General features: G+C 66.7%; 22 protein-coding genes. 7 read left to right on the top strand and 15 right to left on the bottom strand.

Translation table 11 applies throughout. From position 1 onward, the window contains the following. Positions 1-11: 11 nt before the first annotated feature. Positions 12-1016: an Mrp/NBP35 family ATP-binding protein gene (locus tag LH128_RS08170; protein WP_008829140.1), complete on the bottom strand. Its 1005-nt coding sequence runs from the start codon at positions 1014-1016 to the stop codon at positions 12-14. 215 nt (positions 1017-1231) lie between these two features. Between LH128_RS08170 and hflK the strand changes: the two genes are divergently transcribed. The 3 genes from hflK (at position 1232) to LH128_RS08155 (ending at position 4956) form a co-directional block, all read left to right on the top strand. Continuing rightward, entirely contained in the window at positions 1232-2392 is a 1161-nt protein-coding gene (gene hflK / locus LH128_RS08165) for a protease modulator HflK (protein WP_008829139.1), read from the top strand. Next, positions 2389-3243 carry a protease modulator HflC gene (gene hflC, locus LH128_RS08160; protein WP_037518486.1) on the top strand — a complete coding sequence of 285 codons (855 nt, stop codon included), beginning with the start codon at positions 2389-2391 and terminating at the stop codon, positions 3241-3243. Before hflK ends, hflC begins: the two co-directional genes overlap by 4 nt. A gap of 171 nt (positions 3244-3414) precedes the next feature. Then, complete coding sequence (locus tag LH128_RS08155; RefSeq protein ID WP_008829137.1) at positions 3415-4956, top strand: Do family serine endopeptidase; 1542 nt, start codon at positions 3415-3417, stop codon at positions 4954-4956. 220 nt (positions 4957-5176) lie between these two features. Here LH128_RS08155 and LH128_RS08150 read toward each other — a convergent pair whose 3' ends face one another. From LH128_RS08150 to LH128_RS08140, 3 genes are all read right to left on the bottom strand, one after another. Next, the gene (locus LH128_RS08150) at positions 5177-7402 is read right to left on the bottom strand and encodes a PBP1A family penicillin-binding protein (protein WP_008829136.1); all 2226 of its coding nucleotides are present in this window, start codon (positions 7400-7402) and stop codon (positions 5177-5179) included. A gap of 245 nt (positions 7403-7647) precedes the next feature. Beyond that, on the bottom strand, positions 7648-8043 hold the full coding sequence (msrB, locus tag LH128_RS08145; RefSeq protein WP_008829135.1) for a peptide-methionine (R)-S-oxide reductase MsrB: 396 nt from the start codon (positions 8041-8043) through the stop codon (positions 7648-7650). Between the two features lie 93 nt (positions 8044-8136). Then, positions 8137-8583 carry a cupin domain-containing protein gene (locus tag LH128_RS08140; RefSeq protein ID WP_008829134.1) on the bottom strand — a complete coding sequence of 149 codons (447 nt, stop codon included), beginning with the start codon at positions 8581-8583 and terminating at the stop codon, positions 8137-8139. A 51-nt stretch (positions 8584-8634) separates the two neighbouring features. On the opposite strand from LH128_RS08140, the gene dapE reads away from it, so the two are divergent. Then, positions 8635-9792: a succinyl-diaminopimelate desuccinylase gene (dapE, locus tag LH128_RS08135; RefSeq protein WP_008829133.1), complete on the top strand. Its 1158-nt coding sequence runs from the start codon at positions 8635-8637 to the stop codon at positions 9790-9792. A gap of 148 nt (positions 9793-9940) precedes the next feature. Next, complete coding sequence (locus LH128_RS08130) at positions 9941-11260, top strand: dicarboxylate/amino acid:cation symporter (protein ID WP_008829132.1); 1320 nt, start codon at positions 9941-9943, stop codon at positions 11258-11260. A 120-nt stretch (positions 11261-11380) separates the two neighbouring features. On the opposite strand, the gene LH128_RS08125 is transcribed toward LH128_RS08130, so the two are convergent. The 3 genes from LH128_RS08125 to dapB all read right to left on the bottom strand — a co-directional run bounded on the left by LH128_RS08125 (position 11381) and on the right by dapB (position 13236). After that, positions 11381-11770: a hypothetical protein gene (locus LH128_RS08125; protein WP_008829131.1), complete on the bottom strand. Its 390-nt coding sequence runs from the start codon at positions 11768-11770 to the stop codon at positions 11381-11383. Between the two features lie 81 nt (positions 11771-11851). Continuing rightward, the gene (nth, locus tag LH128_RS08120) at positions 11852-12511 is read right to left on the bottom strand and encodes an endonuclease III (protein WP_008829130.1); all 660 of its coding nucleotides are present in this window, start codon (positions 12509-12511) and stop codon (positions 11852-11854) included. Continuing rightward, on the bottom strand, positions 12508-13236 hold the full coding sequence (gene dapB, locus LH128_RS08115; protein ID WP_008829129.1) for a 4-hydroxy-tetrahydrodipicolinate reductase: 729 nt from the start codon (positions 13234-13236) through the stop codon (positions 12508-12510). The genes nth and dapB overlap by 4 nt, the downstream gene beginning before the upstream one ends. A 93-nt stretch (positions 13237-13329) precedes the next feature. Between dapB and LH128_RS08110 the strand changes: the two genes are divergently transcribed. After that, on the top strand, positions 13330-14031 hold the full coding sequence (locus LH128_RS08110; RefSeq protein ID WP_008829128.1) for an NAD-dependent deacylase: 702 nt from the start codon (positions 13330-13332) through the stop codon (positions 14029-14031). 91 nt (positions 14032-14122) lie between these two features. Here the strand turns inward: LH128_RS08110 and LH128_RS08105 are convergent, their stop codons facing one another. The 8 genes from LH128_RS08105 to xth all read right to left on the bottom strand — a co-directional run bounded on the left by LH128_RS08105 (position 14123) and on the right by xth (position 21788). Continuing rightward, entirely contained in the window at positions 14123-14914 is a 792-nt protein-coding gene (locus LH128_RS08105; protein WP_008829127.1) for a HesA/MoeB/ThiF family protein, read from the bottom strand. Beyond that, positions 14911-15327, bottom strand: a complete 417-nt coding sequence (locus tag LH128_RS08100; protein ID WP_008829126.1) for a DUF983 domain-containing protein — start codon at positions 15325-15327, stop codon at positions 14911-14913. Before LH128_RS08100 ends, LH128_RS08105 begins: the two co-directional genes overlap by 4 nt. A gap of 61 nt (positions 15328-15388) precedes the next feature. After that, entirely contained in the window at positions 15389-16240 is an 852-nt protein-coding gene (locus tag LH128_RS08095; protein WP_008829125.1) for a GGDEF domain-containing protein, read from the bottom strand. Between the two features lie 229 nt (positions 16241-16469). After that, on the bottom strand, positions 16470-17906 hold the full coding sequence (dnaA, locus tag LH128_RS08090; protein WP_008829124.1) for a chromosomal replication initiator protein DnaA: 1437 nt from the start codon (positions 17904-17906) through the stop codon (positions 16470-16472). Positions 17907-18498: 592 nt separating this feature from the next. Then, positions 18499-18759 (bottom strand): 30S ribosomal protein S20, encoded by a 261-nt coding sequence (rpsT, locus tag LH128_RS08085; RefSeq protein WP_008829123.1) that lies wholly within the window; start codon positions 18757-18759, stop codon positions 18499-18501. Positions 18760-18975: 216 nt separating this feature from the next. Next, a complete protein-coding gene (gene mutM / locus LH128_RS08080; protein WP_008829122.1) occupies positions 18976-19788 on the bottom strand; it encodes a bifunctional DNA-formamidopyrimidine glycosylase/DNA-(apurinic or apyrimidinic site) lyase in 813 nt (270 codons plus the stop codon). Positions 19789-19923: 135 nt separating this feature from the next. Then, a complete protein-coding gene (gene ribA / locus LH128_RS08075; protein WP_037518491.1) occupies positions 19924-20985 on the bottom strand; it encodes a GTP cyclohydrolase II in 1062 nt (353 codons plus the stop codon). Next, a complete protein-coding gene (gene xth, locus LH128_RS08070; RefSeq protein ID WP_197524356.1) occupies positions 20982-21788 on the bottom strand; it encodes an exodeoxyribonuclease III in 807 nt (268 codons plus the stop codon). The genes ribA and xth overlap by 4 nt, the downstream gene beginning before the upstream one ends. Positions 21789-22300: 512 nt before the next feature. Between xth and LH128_RS34440 the strand changes: the two genes are divergently transcribed. Beyond that, the coding region (locus LH128_RS34440) for a DoxX family protein (RefSeq protein ID WP_327195110.1) at positions 22301-22565 on the top strand (265 nt) is incomplete at its 3' end.

Here is a 22565-nt window from a genome sequence, read left to right as displayed (position 1 = left end):
GCCCCCCGCCATCAGGGGTTGGCGTCCAGCCAGGCCGCGACTTGCGCGGCGAGCCCGGTGAAGGCTTCGGCTTGCGGGCCGGTCCCGGCCGCGGTGGGCGTGCCCGCATCAGCCTCGCGCCGGATTGCGATGTCGAGGGGGATGCGGCCGAGGAAGGGCACGTCCATCTCCTTCGCGGAGGCTTCCGCGCCGCCGCAGCCGAAGGGATCGCTGACTTCGCCGCAGTGGGGGCAGGCATAGCCCGCCATGTTCTCGACCACGCCGACGACGGGGACGCCGCCTTTCTCGAACAGTTCGACCGCGCGGGTCGCGTCGATCAGCGCGAGGTCCTGCGGGGTGGAGACGATCACCGCGCCCGCAGGCTTGCAGCGCTGGAGCATGGTGAGTTGCACGTCGCCGGTGCCGGGCGGCAGATCGACGATGAGCACTTCGGCGCCTTCCCAGTGCCCCTCGACCAGCTGGAGCAGCGCGCCGGAAATCTTCGGCCCGCGCCAGGCGATCGCCTGCCCGGCATTGGAGAGGTGCGCCATCGACAGCGCCGGGACGCCCCAGCGGCTCTCGACGGGGACCAGCCTGCCTTCGTGCGCCGTGGCGCGCTGGCCCTCGGTGCCGAGCAGACGCGCCTGCGAGGGGCCGTAGATGTCCGCATCGACGAGGCCAACACGCCGTCCCATCCGGGCCAGCGCCACCGCGAGATTGGCCGAAAGCGTGGATTTGCCGACGCCGCCCTTGCCCGATCCAACCGCGATGATGCGTGGTCCCTTGGGTGGTGCGGGCTCAGTTTTATCCGCCATCATCGCCACGCGCACTTCGGCGACTTTGCCGCCAAGCGCATCGCGCACATGCGCTTCCAGTCCTGCCCGCGCCGCCGCATCGAGGCCGGTCGCATCGAGAACCAGCGTCGCGCGGCCGTCCGCCGCGCGCAGCGACTGGACACGCGCTGCGGCATCGGGCCGAAGCAGCGCCTTGAGATCGTCGCTTTCGGTGCCTGCCCCAAGACCTTCGGCGCTGCTCACTCGTCGTCTCCAGTAGATTGCCGGTTCGTTTCCGGCGTGTCCGTCATGGCCGAGGGATACCCCGGCGCTCGCCGCTCAGGTGGCGTACGCGGGGAAAAAGGGCAAGAGAGGCACTGTTATTTGCCCGAGGGGTTCTTATAGATAGCCTCATGACAGCTATCGGTGGTGCAGACACGCCTGGCGGCGTGCCGGGGGACGGAACGGGAATTTCCCAGATGACGGGACGCAACAGCCCGTGGGGCGGCGGCGGCAATGACGGCGGCGGTAGCGGAGACGGCGACGGGTCCGACGGCGCAGACGCATCCGGCAGCCAGCCCGACGAGCCGCAGTCCGAAACCCCCGAGCGCAAAGGCCCCCGCAATCCCTGGCTCCCCAGCGGAGAGGGCGCCCCGCCCCGCCGCTCGGCCAGCATCGAAGATATCTTTCGGCGCGGCGACCAGCGGCGCCCCGGTGGCGGAGGCGGCGGCCCGCGCGGCCCCGGCGGCTTCCCCAACCTGCCGCGCCGTCCGGACGGCAAGTCGTGGCTGCCGCTCGGCATCGGCGCCGCCGTGCTGGTGGTGCTCGGTTTCTCCAGCGTCCACATGCTCGGCCCCAAGGAACAGGGCGTGGTCACCACGCTCGGCCAGTATTCGCGCACCGTCGATTCGGGCGTGAGCCTGACCCTCCCCTGGCCGATCGAGCAGGTGAAGGTCGTCGACGTCAGCTCGTTCCAGGTCGTGGCCGTGCCCGACAACGAGAACGAGAAGCTGATGCTCACCAGCGACAAGAGCCTGGTCGATCTCAGCTACCTCGTGCGCTGGAACATCAAGGGCCTGAAGGACTACACCTTCCGCCTCGCCGACCCAGACGGCACCGTACAGGAAGTGGCCGAGGCCGCGATGCGCGCCTCGATCGCGCAAGTCTCGCTGGGCCAGGCTCTGTCCGGTGCAGGCCGTGCGCAAGTCGAGCAGGACGTGGGCGAGCGCATGCAGCGCATCCTCGACTTCTACCGCTCGGGCATCGCCATCCAGGGCGTCGAGATCAAGAAGGCCGATCCGCCGGCCAAGACCAAGGGCGCGTTCGACAACGTCAACGTCGCCCAGCAGGAAGCCGAACGCGACCGCTCCGAAGCCCGCGCCTGGGCGCAGCAGGTGATCGCCCGCGCCCAGGGCGATGCCAGCTCGTTCGACAAGGTCTACGAGGAATACAGGCTCGCCCCCGAAGTGACCAAGCGCCGCATGTACTACGAAACGATGGAACGCGTCCTGCGCGACAATGACACGGTGGTCGGCGAAAAGGGCGTGAACACCGTCCTGCCGCTGCCCGAGATGCAGCGCCGTGCCGCACCCGCTCCCGACACCTCGGTCAGCGTACCGACCAGCACGGGAGGTCAGTGATGAACCTGTGGCATGACTACAAGGCCGCGTGGATCGCGGCGGGCGTCGTCGTCGTCGGATTGATGATGAGCACCATCGTCGTTCCCGAGGACGAGCAGGCGGTCGTCGTCCAGACCGGCCGCCCGGTGCGGGTCTACAACCCCTATATCGCCAACGCGGCCTACGGGCAGACCGGCGCGGGCGTGCACTGGCGCATCCCGCTGGTCGAGCAGGTGATCCGCATCGACAAGCGCCTGCTTTCGGTCGACATGCAGCAACAGCAGGTGCTCTCCACCGACCAGCAGCGGCTGAACGTGGACGCCTATGCCCGCTACCGCATCGTCGATCCGATCAAGATGGTCCGCTCCGCCGGCACCAGCGAGCGGGTGACGCAGCAGCTCGAACCGATCCTCTCCTCGGTCGTGCGCCAGGAACTGGGCAAGCGGACCTTCCAGTCGCTGCTCACCGCCGAACGCGGCGCGGCGATGGAGAACATCCGCAAGCTGCTCGACCGTGAGGCCGCCGAATACGGCGCGCAGGTCGTCGACGTGCGGATCAAGCGCGCCGACCTGCCCGAGGGCGCGCTCGCCGCCGCCTTCGTGCGCATGGAAGCGGGCCGCCAGGAAGAGGCTAAGACGATCGCCGCGCAGGGCCAGCGCGACGCGCAGATCATCCGCGCCGAAGCCGAGGCCCAGGCCGCGAAAATCTACGCCGACAGCTTCGGCAAGGACGCGCAGTTCTACGACTTCTACCGCGCGATGCAGAGCTACGCGGTGTCGTTCGGCAAGGGCGCGCCCGGCAGCCCGAACGGCGCCAAGACCATCCTGCTCTCGCCGGACAATGCCTATCTGAATCATTTCAGGGAGCCGTGAGCGGTTTCGGCCGTTGCCCATCGGGAGTTGGCGGCCGGAACTTCGTAAAAGTGGCGGATTTCCGCATCATTCAAATCCGGTTAAGCTCACGGGGCGTGAAACCGCTTCGGGGTTACCAGTCGGATCTTGGCGCAAGCCGCCGAAACGGAGGAATCAAAGGACGTGAAGCCAGTGCGATATGCCTATGGACTGACCACAGCGCTCCTCATCGGAGGCGCTACCGCATCGCTCGTCACCGGCTACCCCGCAGGTGCCCAGGTGGCCCAGAACGAGGCCAGCGAAATTTCGAAGGTGGTGCCGCGTGCCGGTGCCCCCGCCAGCTTCGCGGATCTCACCGCGCAGCTGCAACCCGCCGTCGTCAATATCTCGACCCGCCAGAAGGTGCAGGTCGCGGGCGGCGGCGCCAACCCCTTCGCGGGCACTCCGTTCGAGGGGCTGTTCGGCGGACAGGGTGGCGGTAACGGCGCGCCCCAGACGCGTGAGGCCCAGTCGCTCGGCTCGGGCTTCATCATCTCGGCGGACGGCTATGTCGTGACCAACAATCACGTCATCACCGCCGAGGGCAAGGGCCAGGTCGAATCGATCACCGTCACCATGCCCGACGGCGCCGAGTATCCCGCCAAGCTGATCGGCAAGGACGCCGCATCCGACCTTGCGGTGCTCAAGATCGACGCGGGCAAGAGCCTGCCGTTCGTCAAGTTCGGTGACAGCCGCAAGGCGCGCGTGGGCGACTGGATCATCGCGATCGGCAACCCGTTCGGCCTCGGCGGCACGGTGACCTCGGGCATCGTCTCGGCCGTCTACCGCTCCACCCAGAGCGGCGGCGCCTATGACCGCTACCTGCAGACCGACGCGGCGATCAACCGGGGCAACTCGGGCGGCCCCATGTTCGACATGAACGGGCAGGTGATCGGCATCAACAACGCGATCTTCTCGCCCACGGGCGGCAGCGTCGGCATCGGCTTCGCCATTCCGGCGGAGATCGCGGCCCCGCTCGTCCAGAAGCTCATCAAGGGCGAGGCGATCGAGCGCGGCTATCTTGGCGTGCGCATCCAGCCGGTGACCGAGGACATCGCCGATTCGCTGGGCATCGCTCACAACAAGGGCGAGTTCATCCAGATGGTCGAGCCTGACGGTCCGGCGGCCAAGTCCGGCATGCAGGCGGGCGACGTCGTCGTCACGGTCGACGGCAAGGAAGTCACCAAGGACCAGACGCTGTCCTACATCGTCGCCAACACCAAGCCGGGCGCACGCATCCCGGTCGAGGTGATCCGCGGCGGCAAGCGCCAGACGCTGACCGCCACGGTCGCCAAGCGCCCGAGCGAGGACGAGCTTTCGCAGTCCTTCACGCCCGATGGCGACGAAGACGGCGATGCGTTCAACAATCCGCCCCAGAAGCAGGAAAAGGGCGTGATCGAGAACTCGCTGGGCCTGACCGTGACCCCGCTGACGGCCACCATCGCCCGCCAGCTCGGCGCGGCCGACGGCACCAAGGGCGTGGTCATCGTCGCGGTCGATCCGAACTCGGACGCGGGCCAGAAGGGCTTCCAGCGCGGCTTCATCATCCTGCAGGCCAACGGCCGTCCGGTGACGACCGCAGCGGACCTGACCGCAGCGATCAACGCCGCCAAGGCGGAAGGCCGCTCGGCCCTCCTCCTGCGCGTCCAGCCGCGTGGCCAGCAGGCGACTTTCGTGCCGGTGCGCCTGCGCTGACACGACGCGCCGAGGCGTAAATGGAAAAGGCCCGCCGGAGCGATCCGGCGGGCCTTTTCGTGTGTGGGAGATGGGCCAACGTCATCCCAGCGAAGGCTGGGACCGCTGGCCGCGTAAAACCCAACCACCGGCAGGGCGCCCTAACGATAGTTGGCAGTAATAGGCGAGCGGTCCCAGCCTTCGCTGGGATGACGCGGTTTGGCTTGAAACGACGCGGCGGTCAGGGCTGCGTTGTACCGGGTATCCGGGTCGGCGTAGGACGCGGCGTCGGCATCACGCGCGGGACCGGCGTGGGACGCGCCCCCGGATAGGCCCCGGTGCCCTGCCCCGGACGCAGGCCCGGATCTTCCCGCTCGCGCCCGGTGGCGCGGTCGAGGAAGTCGTTGCCCGCAGCGGGCGGCGGCCCGGCCTGCGCACCCTGCGGCCCGTAGTCCGGCGGAACCACGCCGCCGTTCGGCGCCTGCCCGTTCGGAACCCCTCCATAAGGCGGCTGGTCCGGCGTGGCGCCGTCAGGGTGGACGAGGTTGCCATTCTCGTCGGTGTAATAATAGTCGTCAGGGTTGCCCTGCATCTGCTCGTCATCGGGCTCCAGCTGCCATTCGGGCAGCTTGAGTTCGGTGTCGAACTGCTCGACCGGGCGCTTGGCGACGGCGACCTTCATATAGTCCGAGAACGCCCGCGCCGGAGCATGGCCGCCGGAGAGCCCCGCAACCCGCTTGGCATCGTCACGGCCCATCCACACGCCGGTGGTGATGCCGCTGGAGAAGCCGAGGAACCAGCCGTCCTTGTTCGAGCTGGTGGTGCCGGTCTTGCCCGCCACCGGCCGCCCGATCTGCGCGGCGCGGCCCGTGCCGATCGCCACGGCGGTCTGCAGCAGGTCGGTAATGCCAGCCGCCACGTAATGCGGCACCAGCACCTGACCCTGCACCGACTTGTGCTCGTAGAGCAGCTCGCCCGAAGTCGTGGTGACCTTGGTGATGCCGTAAGGCTCCACCGAAGTGCCGCCCGCCGAGACCGCCGCGAAAGCGCGTGTCATGTCGATCACGCGCACTTCGGAGGTCCCCAGCACCATCGCCGGCTTGGTGTTGATATTGGTGGTGATGCCGAAGCGCTTGGCCATGCTGGCGACGGTGCCGAAGCCGACCTCGTTGCCCAGCTGCGCGGCGACGGTGTTCTTGGAATAGGCGAAGGCGGTGCGCACGTCGATCTGGCCGGCGAAGTTGCGGCCGTCGTTCTGCGGGCTCCAGCCCTGGATCGTCACCGGCTCGTCCACGACGCGGTCGTCGGGGGTGTAGCCCGCCTCCAGCGCGGCAAGGTAGACGAACAGCTTCCACGACGAACCCGGCTGGCGCAGCGCCGAAGTGGCGCGGTTGTAGTTCGAGTTCACGTAATCCGTGCCCCCGACCATCGCCAGCACCGCGCCATCCTTGTCGAGACTGACGAGCGCGCCCTGCGCCCCCTTGGGCACGTTGGCGTCGATCGACTTGGTCGCCGCGTCCTGCATCGCCGGGTCGAGCGTGGTCCACACCTCGATCGGCTCGTTGTTCTCAGGGAGCAACATGTCGAGCTGCGGCAGCGCCCAGTCGGTGAAATAGCGGACCGAGTTCTGGCCTTTTTCCTTGGCGACCTGCACGTCCGAGAAATCGACGCTGTCGGCCTCCGCCTGCGAGATCACGCCTTCGCGCGCCATCAGGCCGAGCACGACCTTGCCGCGCCCCTTGGCAGCCTCGACGTCGGCGGTCGGCGAGTAGTTCGACGGAGCCTTCACCAGTCCGGCGATGATCGCCGATTCGGCGGTCGAAAGTTCGGTGGCCGGGTGGCCGAAGAACTTGCGGCTCGCCGCGTCAATGCCATAGGCGCCGCCGCCGAAGTAGACCTTGTTGAGGTACAGTTCGAGGATCTGGTCCTTGGTGAACTTCCTCTCGAGCGCCAGCGCCAGCACCATCTCTCGCGCCTTGCGGTTCCACGATCGGGTGTTGGTGAGGAAGATGTTGCGCGCCAGCTGCTGCGTCAGCGTCGAGGTCGCCTTGGCGCGGCTGTCGGTGGTGATCGACATGTAGACCGCGCGGGCCAGACCGATCACATCGACGCCGGGATGCTCGCGGAAGCGGCGATCCTCGACCGAGACGATGGCATCACGCATGATCGCGGGGATCTCGTCATAGGGCATCCACTTGCCGTAGCTCGGCCCGAGCGAGACGAGTTCGCGCCCGTCGCGCGCGCGCACGACGATCATCTGGCCGTTCTGGCTGCTCTTCAGCGCCGAATAGTCGGGCAGTTCGCGCATCGTGAAGAACACGGCGGTGCCCAGGAAGATCGCGCCGAGCAGCGCCAGCGCGCCGCCCCATACGAACACGCCGCGCAGGATGCGGCGCCAGAGCGGCTTGCTTTCAGCTTGCGACGATGCGCCGCGGGGTGCGCGGCTGCGGCCGGAATTCTTGGCCATGGGTAGGATGCAAACCCCAATAAGGACGGATGTGTCGGGTCGCTCCTACACTTTGCATGGCGATTTGTAACCCGAGGTGAACACGGGTGCGGGGGAAAGGGCAGAGCAAGAACTTCCTCCCCGAGCTTGTCTCGGGGAGGGGGACCGCCGCGAAGCGGTGGTGGAGGGGAAGAGGCGAGGCATTTCCCCCTCCGTCAGCGCTGACGCGCTGCCACCTCCCCGAGACTAGCTCGGGGAGGAACCGATCACTTCGGCTCGAAGTCCAGCGAGGCGCTGTTGATGCAGTACCGCAGCCCCGTCGGCGCCGGGCCATCCGGGAACACGTGGCCGAGGTGTCCTTCACACTTCGCACAAGTCACTTCGGTGCGGATCATCCCGTGCGAGGTATCGCGGTGCTCGTCGATCGCGGCTTCGTCCACCGGCGCGGTGTAGCTCGGCCAGCCGCAGCCCGAATTGAACTTGTCATCGGATTCGAACAGCGGCGCACCGCAGCCCGCGCAAGTATAGAGCCCTTGCTGCTTGTTGCCGTCGTATTTGCCGGTGAAGGCCCGCTCGGTGCCTGCCTGACGCAGCACATAGTACTGCTCTGGGCTCAGGCGCTCGCGCCATTCTTCGTCGGTGAGGTGCATCTTGTCGGTCATCGGGGAGGCTCTCCTTTGGCGCCGATATGGGGCGGAACGAGGCCAAATTCCAGTGAGTCCGTCGTCCCGGATCAGGTCCGGGACGACGACCAATCAGTACGGGGCGCCGTCCTTGTGGAAGTAGCCCTCGCCGTCGAACTTCATGTCGATGTCCGAATAGGCGCCGCTGCCGTTCGGATCGCCCGCACTGATCGCGATGAAGGTGCAGTCGGCCTCGCTTTCGTTCACGAGGTGGTGCCCGTCGCGCACGCCTTTCGCCCAGGCGCAGACGTCGCCCGCGCGCAGCAGCGTGCGCCCGCCGTCTTCCACCAGCACCGCCTCGCCCGAGAGCATGACCAGCAATTCGTCCTCGTCGTCGTGCCAGTGGCGCTGGCTGGACCAGGCGCCCGGCTTCAGCACCACATGGCTCGCGCCCATCTGCGTCAGTCCGCCGGCAGGAGCGAGGCGCCGCCACCAGCGGCCCTCCACCGCCGCGTCGAAAGGCGCCGGATAGCCGGTGCGGTTGGCCTGCGGGATGGCCTCGATGTCGAGCCGGGGCATGGACGGTCTCCTATGGTCATGGTGCGCCTATTATGCGATGGCGCTGCCCCTATGTCCCAGACCGCTCCTCTCGCCGCAACCGTCGCCGATCTCGCCGAGGCGCTGATCGCCTGCCCCAGCGTTACCCCGGCCACCGGCATGGTGTTCGACTGCCTGGAAAACCAGCTGGCGCCGCTCGGCTTCGAGGTCACCCGCTTCATCGCGGGAGAAGCGCCGGACGGCCCGGTCGAGAATCTCTTCGCGATCCGTCGCGGCCCCGAGGGTTCGCGCCACTTCGCCTTCGCCGGCCACCTCGACGTGGTGCCGCCGGGCGAAGGCTGGACCAGCGCGCCGTTCCTGCCCGAGAGGCGCGGTCCCGAGGGGCAGGAACTGCTGTACGGGCGCGGCGCCGTGGACATGAAGGGCTCGATCGCGGCCATGGTCGCGGCCGTCACGCATATCCCGCCTGAAACCGGCACTGTCAGCTTCATCATCACCGGCGACGAGGAAGGCCCGGCGCGCTTCGGCACCCTCGCCCTCATCGACCTGATGCGCGAAAAGGGCGAGATTCCCGACCTTTGCCTCGTCGGCGAGCCGACCTCGGTGAACCGCCTCGGCGACATGATGAAGGTCGGCCGTCGCGGTTCCGTCAACATCTGGCTGGAAGTCGAGGGCGTGCAGGGCCACGTCGCCTACCCGCACCTCGCCGACAATCCGATCACCAAGCTGGTGGCGATGCTCGCCGAACTCGACGCCATCGTGCTCGACGAGGGCACCGACTGGTTCCAGGCGAGCAACCTCGAAGTCACCGACGTTTCCTGCGGCAACCCGGCCACCAACGTGATCCCGGCGAAGGCTTCGGCGCGCATCTCGATCCGTTTCAACGACCTGCACACCGGCGAGGGCCTTGCCGCGCGCGTCGCCGAGATCGCGCAGCGGCACGGCGGCACCGCCCGCCCCGTGATCTCGGGCGAGGCGTTCCTGACGCAGCCCGGCGCGTTCTCCGCCATGCTGGCCGAAGCGATCCGCGCCGAGACCGGGGTAGAGCCCGAACTCTCGACCAGCGGCGGCACTTCGGACGCGCGGTTCCTCAAGGATCTCTCGCCGGTGATCGAGTTCGGTCTGTGCAACGCGACGATGCACAAGCGCGACGAAGCCGTGGCCGTGGCCGACCTCGAGGCCCTCGCCCGCATCTACGAGCAGGTGACGCTGGCCGCTCTGGCGGGCTGACGGGGGATTTGTTTCGGAGGCGAGCGGGCCGAAACGCAAGGCCCTGCGTCTTGCAACCGGGTGAAACCTCGCCCCCGTCATTGACCGCACCGGCCACACTGATAGGCTCCGGCGCTTTCACGACGCCACCATTAACAAGGGGTTCGCAATGGGCAGGCGCCTGACGCTCTACATTCTCATCGGCATGGTCCTCGGCATCGCCGCGGGCTACATGCTCCACGCGAGCCTTCCGGCGGACGATCCGCACCTCAAGCAGTGGGCCGATTATTTCCGGCTGCTGCCCGACGTGTTCCTCAAGCTGATCAAGATGATCCTCGCGCCGCTGGTCTTCGCGACGATCGTGACCGGCATCGCGGGCATGGGCGACAGCGCCGCGCTCGGCCGCATCGGCGGCAAGGCGCTGGGCTGGTTCATCACCGCCAGCCTCGTCTCGCTCAGCCTCGGCCTGATCCTCGTCAACCTGTTCCAGCCCGGCGTCGGTGTCGGCCTCGAAAGCAGCGCCGACGTGGGGGACCTCGAGATGGGCGAGCTGACGCTGCGCCACTTCATCCTCGAGATCTTCCCGGCCAGCCCATTGGCGGCGATGGCCGAGAACAACATCCTGCAGATCCTGGTCTTCTCGGTCTTCGTCGGCGTCGGCCTCACCGCCATCGGGGAGCGCGGCGCGCCGATCGTGCGCGCCACCGAAGCGCTGTCCGAACTGATGCTGCAGATCACCGGCTACGTCATGCGCTTTGCGCCCTTCGCGGTGTTCGGCGCGATCGCCGCCGTCATCGGCACGCAGGGCCTCGGCATCATCGTGACCTACGGTGTGCTGGTCAGCGAGTTCTACCTTGCGATGGCTCTCCTGTGGGTGCTGCTGTTCTGCGCGGGCGGCCTGTTCCTGGGCAAGCGCGTGGTCACGCTGTTCCGCTATATCCGCGAGCCGCTGCTGCTCTCGTTCTCGACTGCCTCCTCAGAAGCGAGCCTGCCCAAGTTGTTCGAGCAGCTCGACCGCTTCGGCGTGCCGCGCCGCATCTCGGGCTTCATCCTGCCGCTGGGCTACAGCTTCAACCTCGACGGCTCGATGATCTACATGACCTTCGCGTCGATGTTCATCGCCCAGGCTTACGGCATCCATGTGCCGATTATGACGCAGATCCTGATGCTGCTGACGCTGATGGTCAGTTCCAAGGGCATCGCCGGCGTGCCGCGCGCCAGCCTCGTGGTGATCGCCGCGACGCTGACGCAGTTCGGCCTGCCGGTCGAAGGCATCGCGCTGCTGCTGGGCGTGGACACTTTCCTCGACATGGGCCGCTCGGCCACCAACGTGGTGGGCAACGCAGTGGCGACGGCGGTGATCACCCGCTCGGAAGGCATGCTGCAGCCGCTGATGGACCCCGATGCGGAAGTGCTGCACTCACCCTCGCACACCGTCGCCGACGGGCGGCGCGGGCTCAACATCGATCCCGAGCAGTACGAGGGGTAAGGATAGGCCGAGGGGGCTTCGACAGGCTCAGCCTGAGCGGTTTTGAGAGCAGGTCTTTAAATCCCGCTCAGGCTGAGCTTGTCGAAGCCCCCTCGGTCATCCGCTGATCGAAAAGCCCCGCTACTTCGCCAGCTTCACCGGCACGAACGGTCCCATGCCGCAGCCGCCCATGCGCTGCCACTGGTTGCCGATCTGTTGCAGCGGATAGATGATGTCCTGTCGGCACAGCTGCGAGAGCGACGTCTCATACGTAAACGTGCCCGCCGACTTTAGCCCGCTGCACCGGTTGGGCAGCGTCACCCGCCAGACTTGCCCGCCCGCACCGCCGATGAAGTCGATCGTGTGATCGTCGCGAATGCGGGTGGTATTGAAACGCGTCACCGACAGGCAATCGACGGCGGCCCCAGTCGCCTCTGCGGCAGGTTCGGGAGGCAGCGTCTCACCCGGACCTTCCTGCGAACAGGCGGCGAGGGCAACGGTGGCAAGCAGCAGGGCAACGGGAGTTCTCATCGGCTCATCCTCTCGCTGGGCGAACGTCCGGCAAGCCCCATTGGCTCCCCGAATGCCGCCTTCGTCAAGAGGACGTAGGCCTCAGGCCGCAGCCTTCCTCGCACCCCGGTCGAGCACCTTGTCCTTGAAGGCGCACAAGTCCACCTCAGGGCATCGCCAGCACTCGGGCGTGCGCGCCTTGCAGATGTAGCGGCCGTGAAGGATCAGCCAGTGATGCGCGCCGACCCGGAATGGCTGCGGCACCTTCTTCTCGAGCTGCTTCTCCACCGCCAGCGGCGTCTTGCCCTTGGCGAGCCCCGTGCGGTTGCCGACGCGGAAGATATGGGTATCGACCGCGAAGGTCTCGGCCCCGAAGGCGCAGTTCATCACCACGTTGGCAGTCTTGCGGCCGACGCCGGGCAGCTCGACCATGGCGTCGCGATCCGCCGGAACCTCGCCGCCGTGCCGGTCCACCAGAATCTGCGAAAGGGCGATGACGTTCTTGGCCTTGGTGTTGAACAGGCCGATGGTCTTGATGTGCTCCTTCAGCCCCTCTTCACCGAGGTCCACCATCTGCTGCGGCGTCTTCACATACTCGAACAGCGCACGCGTCGCCTTGTTGACGCCCACGTCGGTCGCCTGCGCCGAGAGCGTGACGGCGACGAGCAACTGATAGGTGTTGCCGAATTCCAGCTCCGTCTCGGGCGAGGGATTGGCCTCCGCCAGACGGCGGAAGAACTCGAAGACGTCCGCCTTCTTCAAAGGCCCAGCACCTGCGGCATCGTGTAGCGGCCCGGCCCCTGCGCCAGCAGCCACTGCGCCGCCTTCACCGCTCCACGCGCGAAGATGCCCCGGTTCTCGGCGAGGTGCGAGAGCGAGAGACGCTCGTTGTCGGCAAGAAAATGGACGGTGTGGTCGCCCGCGACGGTGCCGCCGCGCAGGGCCGCGAAACCGATGGTGCCCGCCTCGCGCTTGCCGGTGATGCCGTCACGGCCACGTACCGCGCTGTTCGCCAGCCCGACGCCGCGTCCGTCGGCGGCTGCCTCACCCAGAAGCAGCGCGGTGCCGGAGGGAGCGTCCACCTTCATGCGGTGATGCGTCTCGACGATCTCTATGTCCCAGTCCTCTCCCAGCCGCGTCGCCGCCTCGCGCACCAGATGCGCGAGCAGCGTGACGCCGAGCGAGGTGTTGCCGGTCTGCAGGACGGGAATGTGCTCGGCCGCCGAATCGATCAGCCAGTGGTGGCGCTCCTCCAGCCCGGTGGTGCCGATGACGATCGGCAGCTTGGCGGCGATGGCGGCATCGAGGTTGCCTTCGAGCGCCGAGGGACTGGAGAAATCGATCAGGATGTCGGCATTGGCTGCGACGGCCGAGGTGTCACCGTCCTTGTCGACGCCGCCCGCCAGATCCTCGCCCGCATCGGCAATGGCGGCCGCGATCGCCTGCCCCATGCGCCCCTGGCTGCCGATGATTCCGATTCGTGCCACGCTGCTGTCTCCGTCCGGGCGTAAAGTCCTGTCACGGCCGCATGGCGCAAACGCGCCGGTTCGACAAGCGCCGCGCGCACGCTAAGGTGAGCCATGAGCAGCATCCGCAACATCGTCATTCTCACCGGCGCGGGCGTTTCGGCCGAGAGCGGCATCGACACCTTCCGCGACGGCGGCGGTCTCTGGGAGCAGCACCGCGTCGAGGACGTCGCCACGCCCGAGGCCTTCGCGCGCGACCCCGACCTCGTCCTGCGCTTCTACGACATGCGCCGCGAAGCGATCCAGACCAAGCAGCCCAACGCTGCCCACCGCGCGCTGGCAAAGCTGGACGCGGAATGGGAAGGCGACCTGCTGATCGTCACTCAAAACGTGGACGACCTGCACGAACGCGCCGGAGCGAAACCCGTGCTCCATATGCACGGCGAGCACCTGAACGCCTGGTGCATGGCCTGCGACGAACGCCCGCGCTGGACCGGCCCACTGATCGACCGCCCCGCCTGCCCCGAATGCGGAGAAGCGGCGCTGCGGCCGGACATCGTATGGTTCGGGGAAATGCCCTATCGCATGGACGAGATATTCGCGGCGCTGGAAGAGGCGGACCTGTTCGTCTCGATCGGGACGTCCGGCGCGGTCTATCCGGCGGCGGGCTTCGTGCGCAACGCGCGGGAACTGGGCGTCGAGACGCTGGAACTCAATCTCGAACCCTCGCAAGGCACCGGATGGTTCGACGAGGCGCGGCATGGACCGGCAAGCGCACTGGTGCCTGCGTGGGTGGAGGAGGTTCTGTCACGGTAAGGCGCCCTGCCGCACGGGGCTTCGATAGGCTCAGCCTGAGCGGAATTGGGAAACTTGCACTACCTCCGCTCACCCTGAGCTTGTCGAAGGGTCAAGCACAGCTTGTCGAAGCCCCATGCGCATTACAGCCCCGGCATGCCGGATCCTTGGCGATCCTGAGCGGCCGCATCGACGGTGCCAGCCCGTCGATCAGATGCAAGGTCCCGAACTGAGGCTCCCCAAGCACCGTGTGTCCCGCCAGCAGCACCCGCATCGCGTGCATCGACGCGAAGGTGCCGACCATGCCGACCATCGCCCCGAGCACGCCGTCGGCGGCGCAGGTATCGCAGTCCACCGCGTCGAAGGCATCGCCCACGAAACAACGGTAGCAGGCGTACCCCGGCAAATGACCTGCGAAGTTCGCGACCTGCCCCTGGAACCGCCCGATCGCCGCCGTCGTCAACGGAATGCCCAATTTTACGCACGTATCTGACACGAGGAGCCGAGTCGCGAAGTTGTCACAGCCGTCCAGTACGAGGTCCGCGCCGGAAAGGACGTCACGCGTGTTGTCATCCCCCAGCCGCGCAACGACGGGATCGACCTTCAGGCCAAGATCAAAACGCCGCACCCATTCGGCCGCCGCTTCCGCCTTGGGCCTGCCGATATCCGATGGCGTATAAATCGTCTGGCGCTGCAAGTTGCTGACGTCGACCACGTCATCATCGACCAGCGTGAGACGGCCTATGCCGGCTGCGGCGAGATACTGCAGGACAGGACTGCCAATCCCGCCGCAGCCGACCAGCACCACATGCGCCTCGCTCAGCGCGACCTGTCCGGCCCCGCCGACTTCGGGCAGGACGATATGCCGCGCGAAGCGGCCGAGACGATCGGCGGTGAGCGTCATTTCGCCTGTTCGTCTCCGGGCGCTTCAGGCACGGCCGCTTCCACAAGCCGCTCCTTCACGAACCCGTGCATGCCGAACCACCACTGCACCGCGATGACGCCGCCCTTGGCGGGCTGGAGCATGCCGATCATCATCGCGATGGCCAGCGGCACCAGGATCGCGAACATCGCCATTGGCCCCAGGTCGTAGTCCACCGAAAGCGCTATGATCAGCGGCGCCATCAGGTGGCCGGTGACGATCATGGAGATGTATGCCGGAAAGTCGTCCGCACGTTGCGGCGTGAGGTCCATGGTGCAGACCGGGCAACGCTCGCGCGGCTTGAGCCACTTGTAAAACAGACTGCCCTCGCCGCAACGCGGGCAACGGCTGCGAAGGCCGCGAAGCAGGGCCTGCGAGAACGTGGCGGGAATCATGTCCAAGCGCCTACATCATACGGGCAGGACGGTGAAGCAGATTGCGCCGGCGGCAAAAGGGTCAGGGCCTGAGCACGTGGACGCGGTTGCGCCCGCCGTGCTTGGCCGCATAGAGCGCCGCGTCCGCATGCTTCGTGGCATCTTCCAGCAGCGCGAAGTCCCGCACCGACGCCAGCCCGCAGGAGAACGTCACGGCGCGATCCTCGACGCCCAGATTGGTATCGAGCGCGACCGTCGCCCGCAGCCTCTCCATGACGAGGCGCGCCTCGTCGAGCGTGGTGTCGGGCAGGAGCACGGCGAATTCCTCGCCGCCCCAGCGCGCGGCGACATCGCTGCGGCGCACGTGGTCCTCGATGCGGCGGGCCAGCGCCTTGAGCACGAGGTCGCCGACATCGTGGCCGCACTCGTCGTTGATGCGCTTGAAATGATCGATGTCGATCAGCGCCAGCACTGCATTGGAGCGCCCGCGCAGTATCTGCTTGGCCGAATCAAGGAACCCGCGGCGGTTGCGGATGCCGGTCAGCGGATCACGCTCGGCCGCATCGACAAGGCGCTCGATGCGCGCCGCGTTTTCATGCGCAGCCGTGGTCACCCCGGTCAGCAGGCGGCCAACGAGATCGTCCGCGCCTTGCGGGATCAGCGGGATCCGCTCGCCCATCTGGATCGACTGGAGCATCGTCGTCGCCTGCGCGATCGGGGCGAGCAGCGCATGAATTGCCGCAAGCCCCAGGCCCGTGCCCACCAACGTGGCGACGAGGAGCGTGAGCAGGGTATCGAGTTGCCAATGCCCGGTCGTCGCCTGCAGCACGATGCAGGCGATCAGAGGCACGTGAACGGCGCCGAAGCATACGAAAAGAAGCCGCCGCTCATAACTGCGGGGGAACAGGAAAGTCGTGGCCTGGTAGAAGCGCATGGGGGGAATGCCTCTTCTGCTGAAGCTGAGAATGAAACGCGATTGCGCCGCCTCCCGCTTACGGAGCCGAATCTTATGCAAACGTTAAATTACGTGATGAAACGGGCGGTTAACCTTTGACGGCGCCCAAACGAAAAGGCCGAGGAACACGTCCTCGGCCCCTGTGGACAAATGCGCGGACAAGTCCGTGCAAAGGCGTTCATATCCCGGCATGGCGCCGGGACAAGCCTCAGCTTTCGAGCTGACGCAGCAGCGAGCGTACGTCGCCGTCCATGTCGGCATCGCGCGTGCGCAATTCCTCGATCAGGCGCACCGCATGGATCACCGTCGAGTGATCGCGGCCACCGAACTTGCGGCCGATCTCCGGATAGGAACGCGGCGTCAGCACCTTGGCGAGGTACATCGCCACCTGACGCGGGCGCACGACGGCGCGCGCGCGGCGCTTGCTGCTCATCTCGGTGCGGTCGATGCGGTAGAACTGGCAGACCGTGCGCTGGATCTCGTCGATGGTGATCCGGCGGCGGTTGGCCGAGAGGATGTCGGTCAGCTGCTCTTCGGCGAGCTGGAGCGAAACCGCCTGCCCGGTCAGCTGCGCATAGGCGATCAGCTTGTTGAGGCCGCCGACCAGTTCACGCACGTTGCGATTGATGGTCCGCGCCAGGAACTCGATGACGTCGGCAGGCACTTCGACCGAGGCGAAGCGGCCGAGGCGATTCTCGAGGATCGAGCGGCGCAGTTCGATGTCGGCGGGCTGGATGTCGGCAACGAGGCCCATCGACAGGCGCGAGAGCAGGCGCGGCTCGACGCCGTCGAGCGCCTGGGGCGCACGGTCGGCGGCGAAGACCAGACGCTTGCCTTCCTGCAGCAGCGCATCGATCGTGTAGAGCAGTTCTTCCTGCGCCGATGCCTTGCCGATGATGAACTGGATGTCGTCGACCAGCAGCAGGTCGAAGCCGCGCAGGCGCGACTTGAATTCGATCATCTGGTTCTGGCGCAGCGCCTGCACGAACTCGACCATGAAACGCTCGGCCGAGCAGTAGAAGATTCGCGCATGGGGGTGCGCTGCAAGATAGGCGTGACCGATCGCGTGCAGAAGGTGCGTCTTGCCCTGACCCGTAGCGGCCTTGAGGTAGAGCGGCGAGAACTGCGGCTGCTCGGTAGCGGCCATGCGCTGCGCGGCGTTGCAGGCCAGCACGTTGGAGGTGCCGGTGACGAAGCTGGTGAAGGTCTGCGAAGCGTCGATGCCTGCAGGACCCTGGCCGAGCGAGGCGAACGATTCGCCTGCAAGCGCAACCGACAGCGGGTCCGCGACGCCGGCGGCCGAATCGTTGGCCGGTGCGCTGGCGGGACGGCCACCACCGCCACCCAGACGCAGTTCGGGCAGCTGGCGACGGCCGGGATGCACGAGGATGCGCACGTGACGCACGTCGGGCCGCGCGATCTTCCATGCCAGCGACAGACGATCGGCAAAGCGGTCGTTGACCCAGTTCGCCGAGAACTCCGTCGGCAGATACAGATCGAGCGTACCGGTTTCCTTGCACCAGTTGCCCGGCTGGATCGGCTTGATCCACTGGCTGTGAGCCTGATGCCCAAGATCCTTGCGCAGGCCCTGGCTGATGTCCGCCCAGTCCGCCGCCAGGTTTACGGCTTCCTGATCCTCTTCCATCGCCACTCGCACCGCCTTCGACTTCCTATTCAAGTTCGTACCTTCGACCATCGCGGTCACTGGGGGATTCACCGAGGGGTGTCCTGCTGATGTATTCGACATCGTTTCGAACCCCCTTGTTCGCGTGTGTTGGCGTGATCCCGCCGGTGACGCGAAACAGAGCGACCAGCGCATCCAAAGTAAAAACTTCCCCTCACCGCGAACGCTTGTCCGCGGCGGTTGTTCCACTGTGAATCGCTGTATCCCCGGCCCGTTCCGCAACGGCCGGGGACCCTTTTAGGAACCGGTTTGCAGCGCAGGCAAGACGGCGATCCCCAAATAAAAAAAATTATGAAGGTTGACTCACGTGGGAGTGCCTAAAATCCGTAGCCAAACTGTAATACGCTTAAAAATCAGCGCGTTGCGCATTGCAGCACTCCGAATCCCAGTGTTTCCGGGGCTTTGCTTTGCCCCATGTTGCGATGCCGCAAAAACGAGAACGGAGCCGAGGTCAGGCGACCCCGGCTCCGTTCTTGTTTCGTCCTGAGACAGGTAGCTAGCAACCTATCCCAGTCGGCGAATCACCCTCTCGAATCGGAGAGGGTGGCTCGAATCAGAGAGCGGCGACGCGCTTCGTCAGACGCGACATCTTGCGCGCTGCGGTGTTCTTGTGGAGCACGCCGCGTGCAACGCCGCGAGCCAGCTCGGGCTGCGCTTCCTTGAGGGCGGCAACAGCCGCGTCCTTGTCGCCACCGGCCAGGGCGCCTTCGACCTTCTTCAGGAAGGTGCGGATGCGGCTCACGCGGTTGGTGTTGATCTCTGCACGGCGATCGTTGCGACGGATGCGCTTGCGAGCTTGCGGCGTATTGGCCATCGATATTCCTCTGTCTGGGCGGCCAACACGGTGAGCGGCCCCAATTGCCTAACGAATCTATTCGGCGAACGGACTCGCCGGAAAGCGCGCCCCTTACAGTTCGGGCGGGGTTCCGTCAAGCCGAGGCGGCGGCGCGAAACCGCCTGTTTCTGGCGTTCGTGGCCGCAAGCGGCCACGCTCAGACGCCGCGCGGCCATAGTACATTCCGGTGCGGCGCTACCGCTGGCAGCGCCGGCACCAGAAGGTGCTCCGCCCGCCCTGCACGAAGCGCAGGACCGGCGCGCCGCAACCGCAAGGATCGCCCTCACGCCCATAGACCTGCCACGACGCCGCGAAGTAGCCGAGTTCGCCGTTCGGCTGCGCGTAGTCCTTGATGGTCGAGCCGCCCGCCGCGATCGATTCGCCCAGCACCTGCTTGATCGCGGGCACCAGCCGGGCCAGCGCGGGCAGGCTGACGCGCCCCGCCTCCTTGTCCGGCCGTATCCCGGCACGGAACAGCGCCTCGCACACGTAGATGTTGCCGAGCCCCGCCACGATGGTCTGGTCGAGCAGCATCTGCTTGATCGGCGCGATTCGCCCCGCGAAGGCCGCGCGCAGATGCGCCGGAGTCAGGCCCTCGCCCAGCGGCTCCGGCCCGAGCGAAGCGAACGCGCCCCAGGCGTCGAGCGTCGCGGTCGGAGCCAGATCGACCGAACCGAAGCGCCGCGCATCGTTGAGCGCCAATACGTGACCGGAGCCCGTCTCCAGCACGAGGTGGTCGTGCTTGTCAGGCGTCTCCGGCTCGATCCGCCAGCGACCAGACATGCCGAGGTGGAACACCATGGTCTGTTCGCGGTCGGTATGGATCAGCCCGTACTTGGCCCGCCGCCCCATACCGGTAACCCGCGCGCCGGTCAGTACCTGCACCAGATCGGGCGGGAACGGACGGCGCAGGTCCGCACGGTTGAGCGTGACGCGCGCGATTCGCTCACCGTCGAGGAAGCGCTCGAGGCCGCGCACGGTGGTTTCGACTTCAGGAAGTTCAGGCATCGGACCGTAGATAGGGTGCTTGAGGCCGGACGCCAATCGTGAACGCGGCGCTTTGCCGATGGGGCTTCGACAAGCTCAGCCTGAGCGGGACTGGGAGTATAGCGCAAACTCGCTCACCCTGAGCTTGTCGAAGGGTCAGAGAATATGCCCCGTCCGGTCGCGCTTGGTTTCGAGATAGCGCGCGTTGTGCGGGTTGGGCGGCAACTGGTGCGGCACCCGCTCGACTACCTCGACACCGACGCCTTTCAGCGCCGCGACCTTGGCCGGGTTGTTGGTCATCAGCCGGATCGCCCGCACCCCCAGCAGGTCCAGCATCCGCGCCGCCACCGGGAAATCGCGCGCCTCGGTCGGCAGACCGAGACGGTTGTTGGCGTCCACCGTGTCGTAGCCCGCATCCTGCAGCGCATAGGCACGCAGCTTGTTGACGAGGCCGATGCCGCGCCCCTCCTGCCGCAAGTACAGCAGCACGCCCCAGCCCCCCTCTCCGGCCTCCGCCGACATTGCCCGCAGCGCCGCGTTCAGTTGCGGCCCGCAGTCGCACTTGAGGCTGCCGAGAATGTCGCCGGTCAGGCATTCGGAATGGAGGCGCACCAGCGGCGGCCGGTCGCCGTCCTGCGTGCCGATGACGAGCGCGACGTGCTCACGCAAGTCGTCGAGCGCGCGGAAGGCGACGATCTCGGCATTCTCCGCCGCCTCGACGGGCAGCTTCGCTCGCGAGGCTATCGCGAGGTGCGCGGTGTCTTTCCACGCGGCGAGGTCGGCACTGGAAACGTCCTGCGCCTCGCCATCCTGATTCGGCGCGACGAGGAAGGCGGGCAGGATACCGGCAAGCCGCGCCAGTTCCATCGCGGTGTGCGCCGCATTGCCATCCTCGATATGCTCGGCCGCGAAGGGACCTTTCATCGGGTAGGCGAGGTCGAGCGCAGGATCGGCCACCGCGCGCCCGGTGTCGAGGTCGAAGGGCTCGGCGGCGCGAATCAGGACCGGCGCTTCGGGCACGGCGGCCTCGCGCTGGTTGGCGAGCTTCAGCGTCGCCGCGCGGGCGGCCGAAATCAGCATGCGCGGGGCGGTGACGCCGGGCGCGAAGGCCGTCTCGGCGGGAAGCAGCACCGCGCCGGCCACCCGCACCGGCCAGCCATGGCGCAGCGCGTCGAGCGCCAGCGCCACGCGGCGCGTCGAGGCGACCTCCTCGCTCAGAGTTCGAACTCGGTGACGAGCGGGATGTGGTCGCTCGGCTGGTCCCAGCGGCGCGTTTCCTCGACGAAGTGGTGCCCGCGCGCCTGCGGGGCGAGGTCGGGCGAGGCCCACATGTGATCGAGGCGGCGGCCCTGGTCCTTCTGGCGCCAGTAGCTGCGGTAGGACCACCAGGAATAGTTGCGTTCCGGCGCCGGGATGAAGCGGCGGCCGAGATCATCGAAGCCCGCCGCGTCCTGCAGGCGCTTCAGCGTCTCGACCTCGATGGGTGTGTGGCTGACGACCTTGAGCAGCGCCTTGTGATCGTAGACGTCCGATTCGAGCGGGGCGATGTTGAAGTCGCCGACGATCAGGGTCGGACGGTCGATCTTGTCGGCCCAGCGGGACATGCGTTCGAGGAAGTCGAGCTTCTGGCCGAACTTGGGATTCACCTCCCGGTCGGCGATGTCGCCGCCTGCCGGGATGTAGACGTTCTCCAGCACCATGCCCTGCCCGGGGCCGAGCAGTTCGACGCCGATGTGGCGGGCCTCGCCGTTGTCCTGCCAGTCGTGCTTCGAGAAGTCGCGGAACGGCACTTTCGAGACCGTCGCGACGCCGTGATAGCCCTTCTGGCCGTGGATGGCGCGGTGGGTGTAGCCGAGGCGCTCGAACATCTCGTGGGGGAACAGGGGCTCCGCCACCTTGATCTCCTGCAGGCACAGCACGTCGGGGGCCTGCTCGGTGAGGAAACGTTCGACCTGGTCGATGCGCAGGCGGACGGAGTTGATGTTCCAGGTGGCGATCTTCATGCGCGTGGCTTTAGGCATCGCCTGCGGGAATTGCCAGTCCCCGACCTCGCATAAACCGAGGGTGCCCCTCCACCATCCTGCGGATGGTCCCCCTCCCCGTTCCGGGGAGGATGCGTGTGCTTTTCTTGGGTCAGGATTGGCTCAGGCCGGAGCGAGAACGGTGCCGTTCGCAGCCCGGCATGGGCCAATCCTGACCCAAGAAAACAGAAAACCCTCGAGCCGGGGGCAGAGGCTCGAGGGTTCCTGTAAGCGTTCGTCACGCTAGTATCAGAGCGGTCACTCAGGAGGCGCGGGCAACAGGGGGGAAACCCGCCTCACAACCGTTCTGACAAGACCTATATGGGGCGTGGCTCCTGACTGCCAAGTGAACGAAGTTAAGAAAACTGTCGCCGTTTGTCGCTAGAGCCGCACATTCGGCGATAAAACGCCTTCCGTCATCGACGATCAGGGGTTGGGTTTGAAATCCGCCGAAAGCGGATTTTGCGGCACCGGCCCACGCCCCTACCCGGCCTCCCACGGAAGTATACTTGATGGGAGGCCGGGTGGGGGCGTGGGGCGGGTGCCGCAGAGAATCTGACAGGGAACAATATTGGGCCGAACCCGCTTCTCCCGGCATAAAACAGGCCGGGAGAAAAGCCGTGTCGAAGATTGCCGCGATAATCGGGCGGATTTTGATCGCCCTCATCTTCATATTTTCCGGGGCGGGCAAGCTCGCCGACATATCCGCGACCGAGACGATGATCGTCGCCGCCGGTCTGCCCTCGGGCCTTGCCATTCCCACCGGGCTGTTCGAAC

The organism is Sphingomonas sp. LH128 (genome assembly GCF_000293195.2).
Taxonomy (GTDB): domain Bacteria; phylum Pseudomonadota; class Alphaproteobacteria; order Sphingomonadales; family Sphingomonadaceae; genus Novosphingobium; species Novosphingobium resinovorum_A.
The sequence above is the reverse complement of the archived record's forward strand: the minus strand, read 5'-3'. Positions and strand labels throughout refer to the sequence as shown.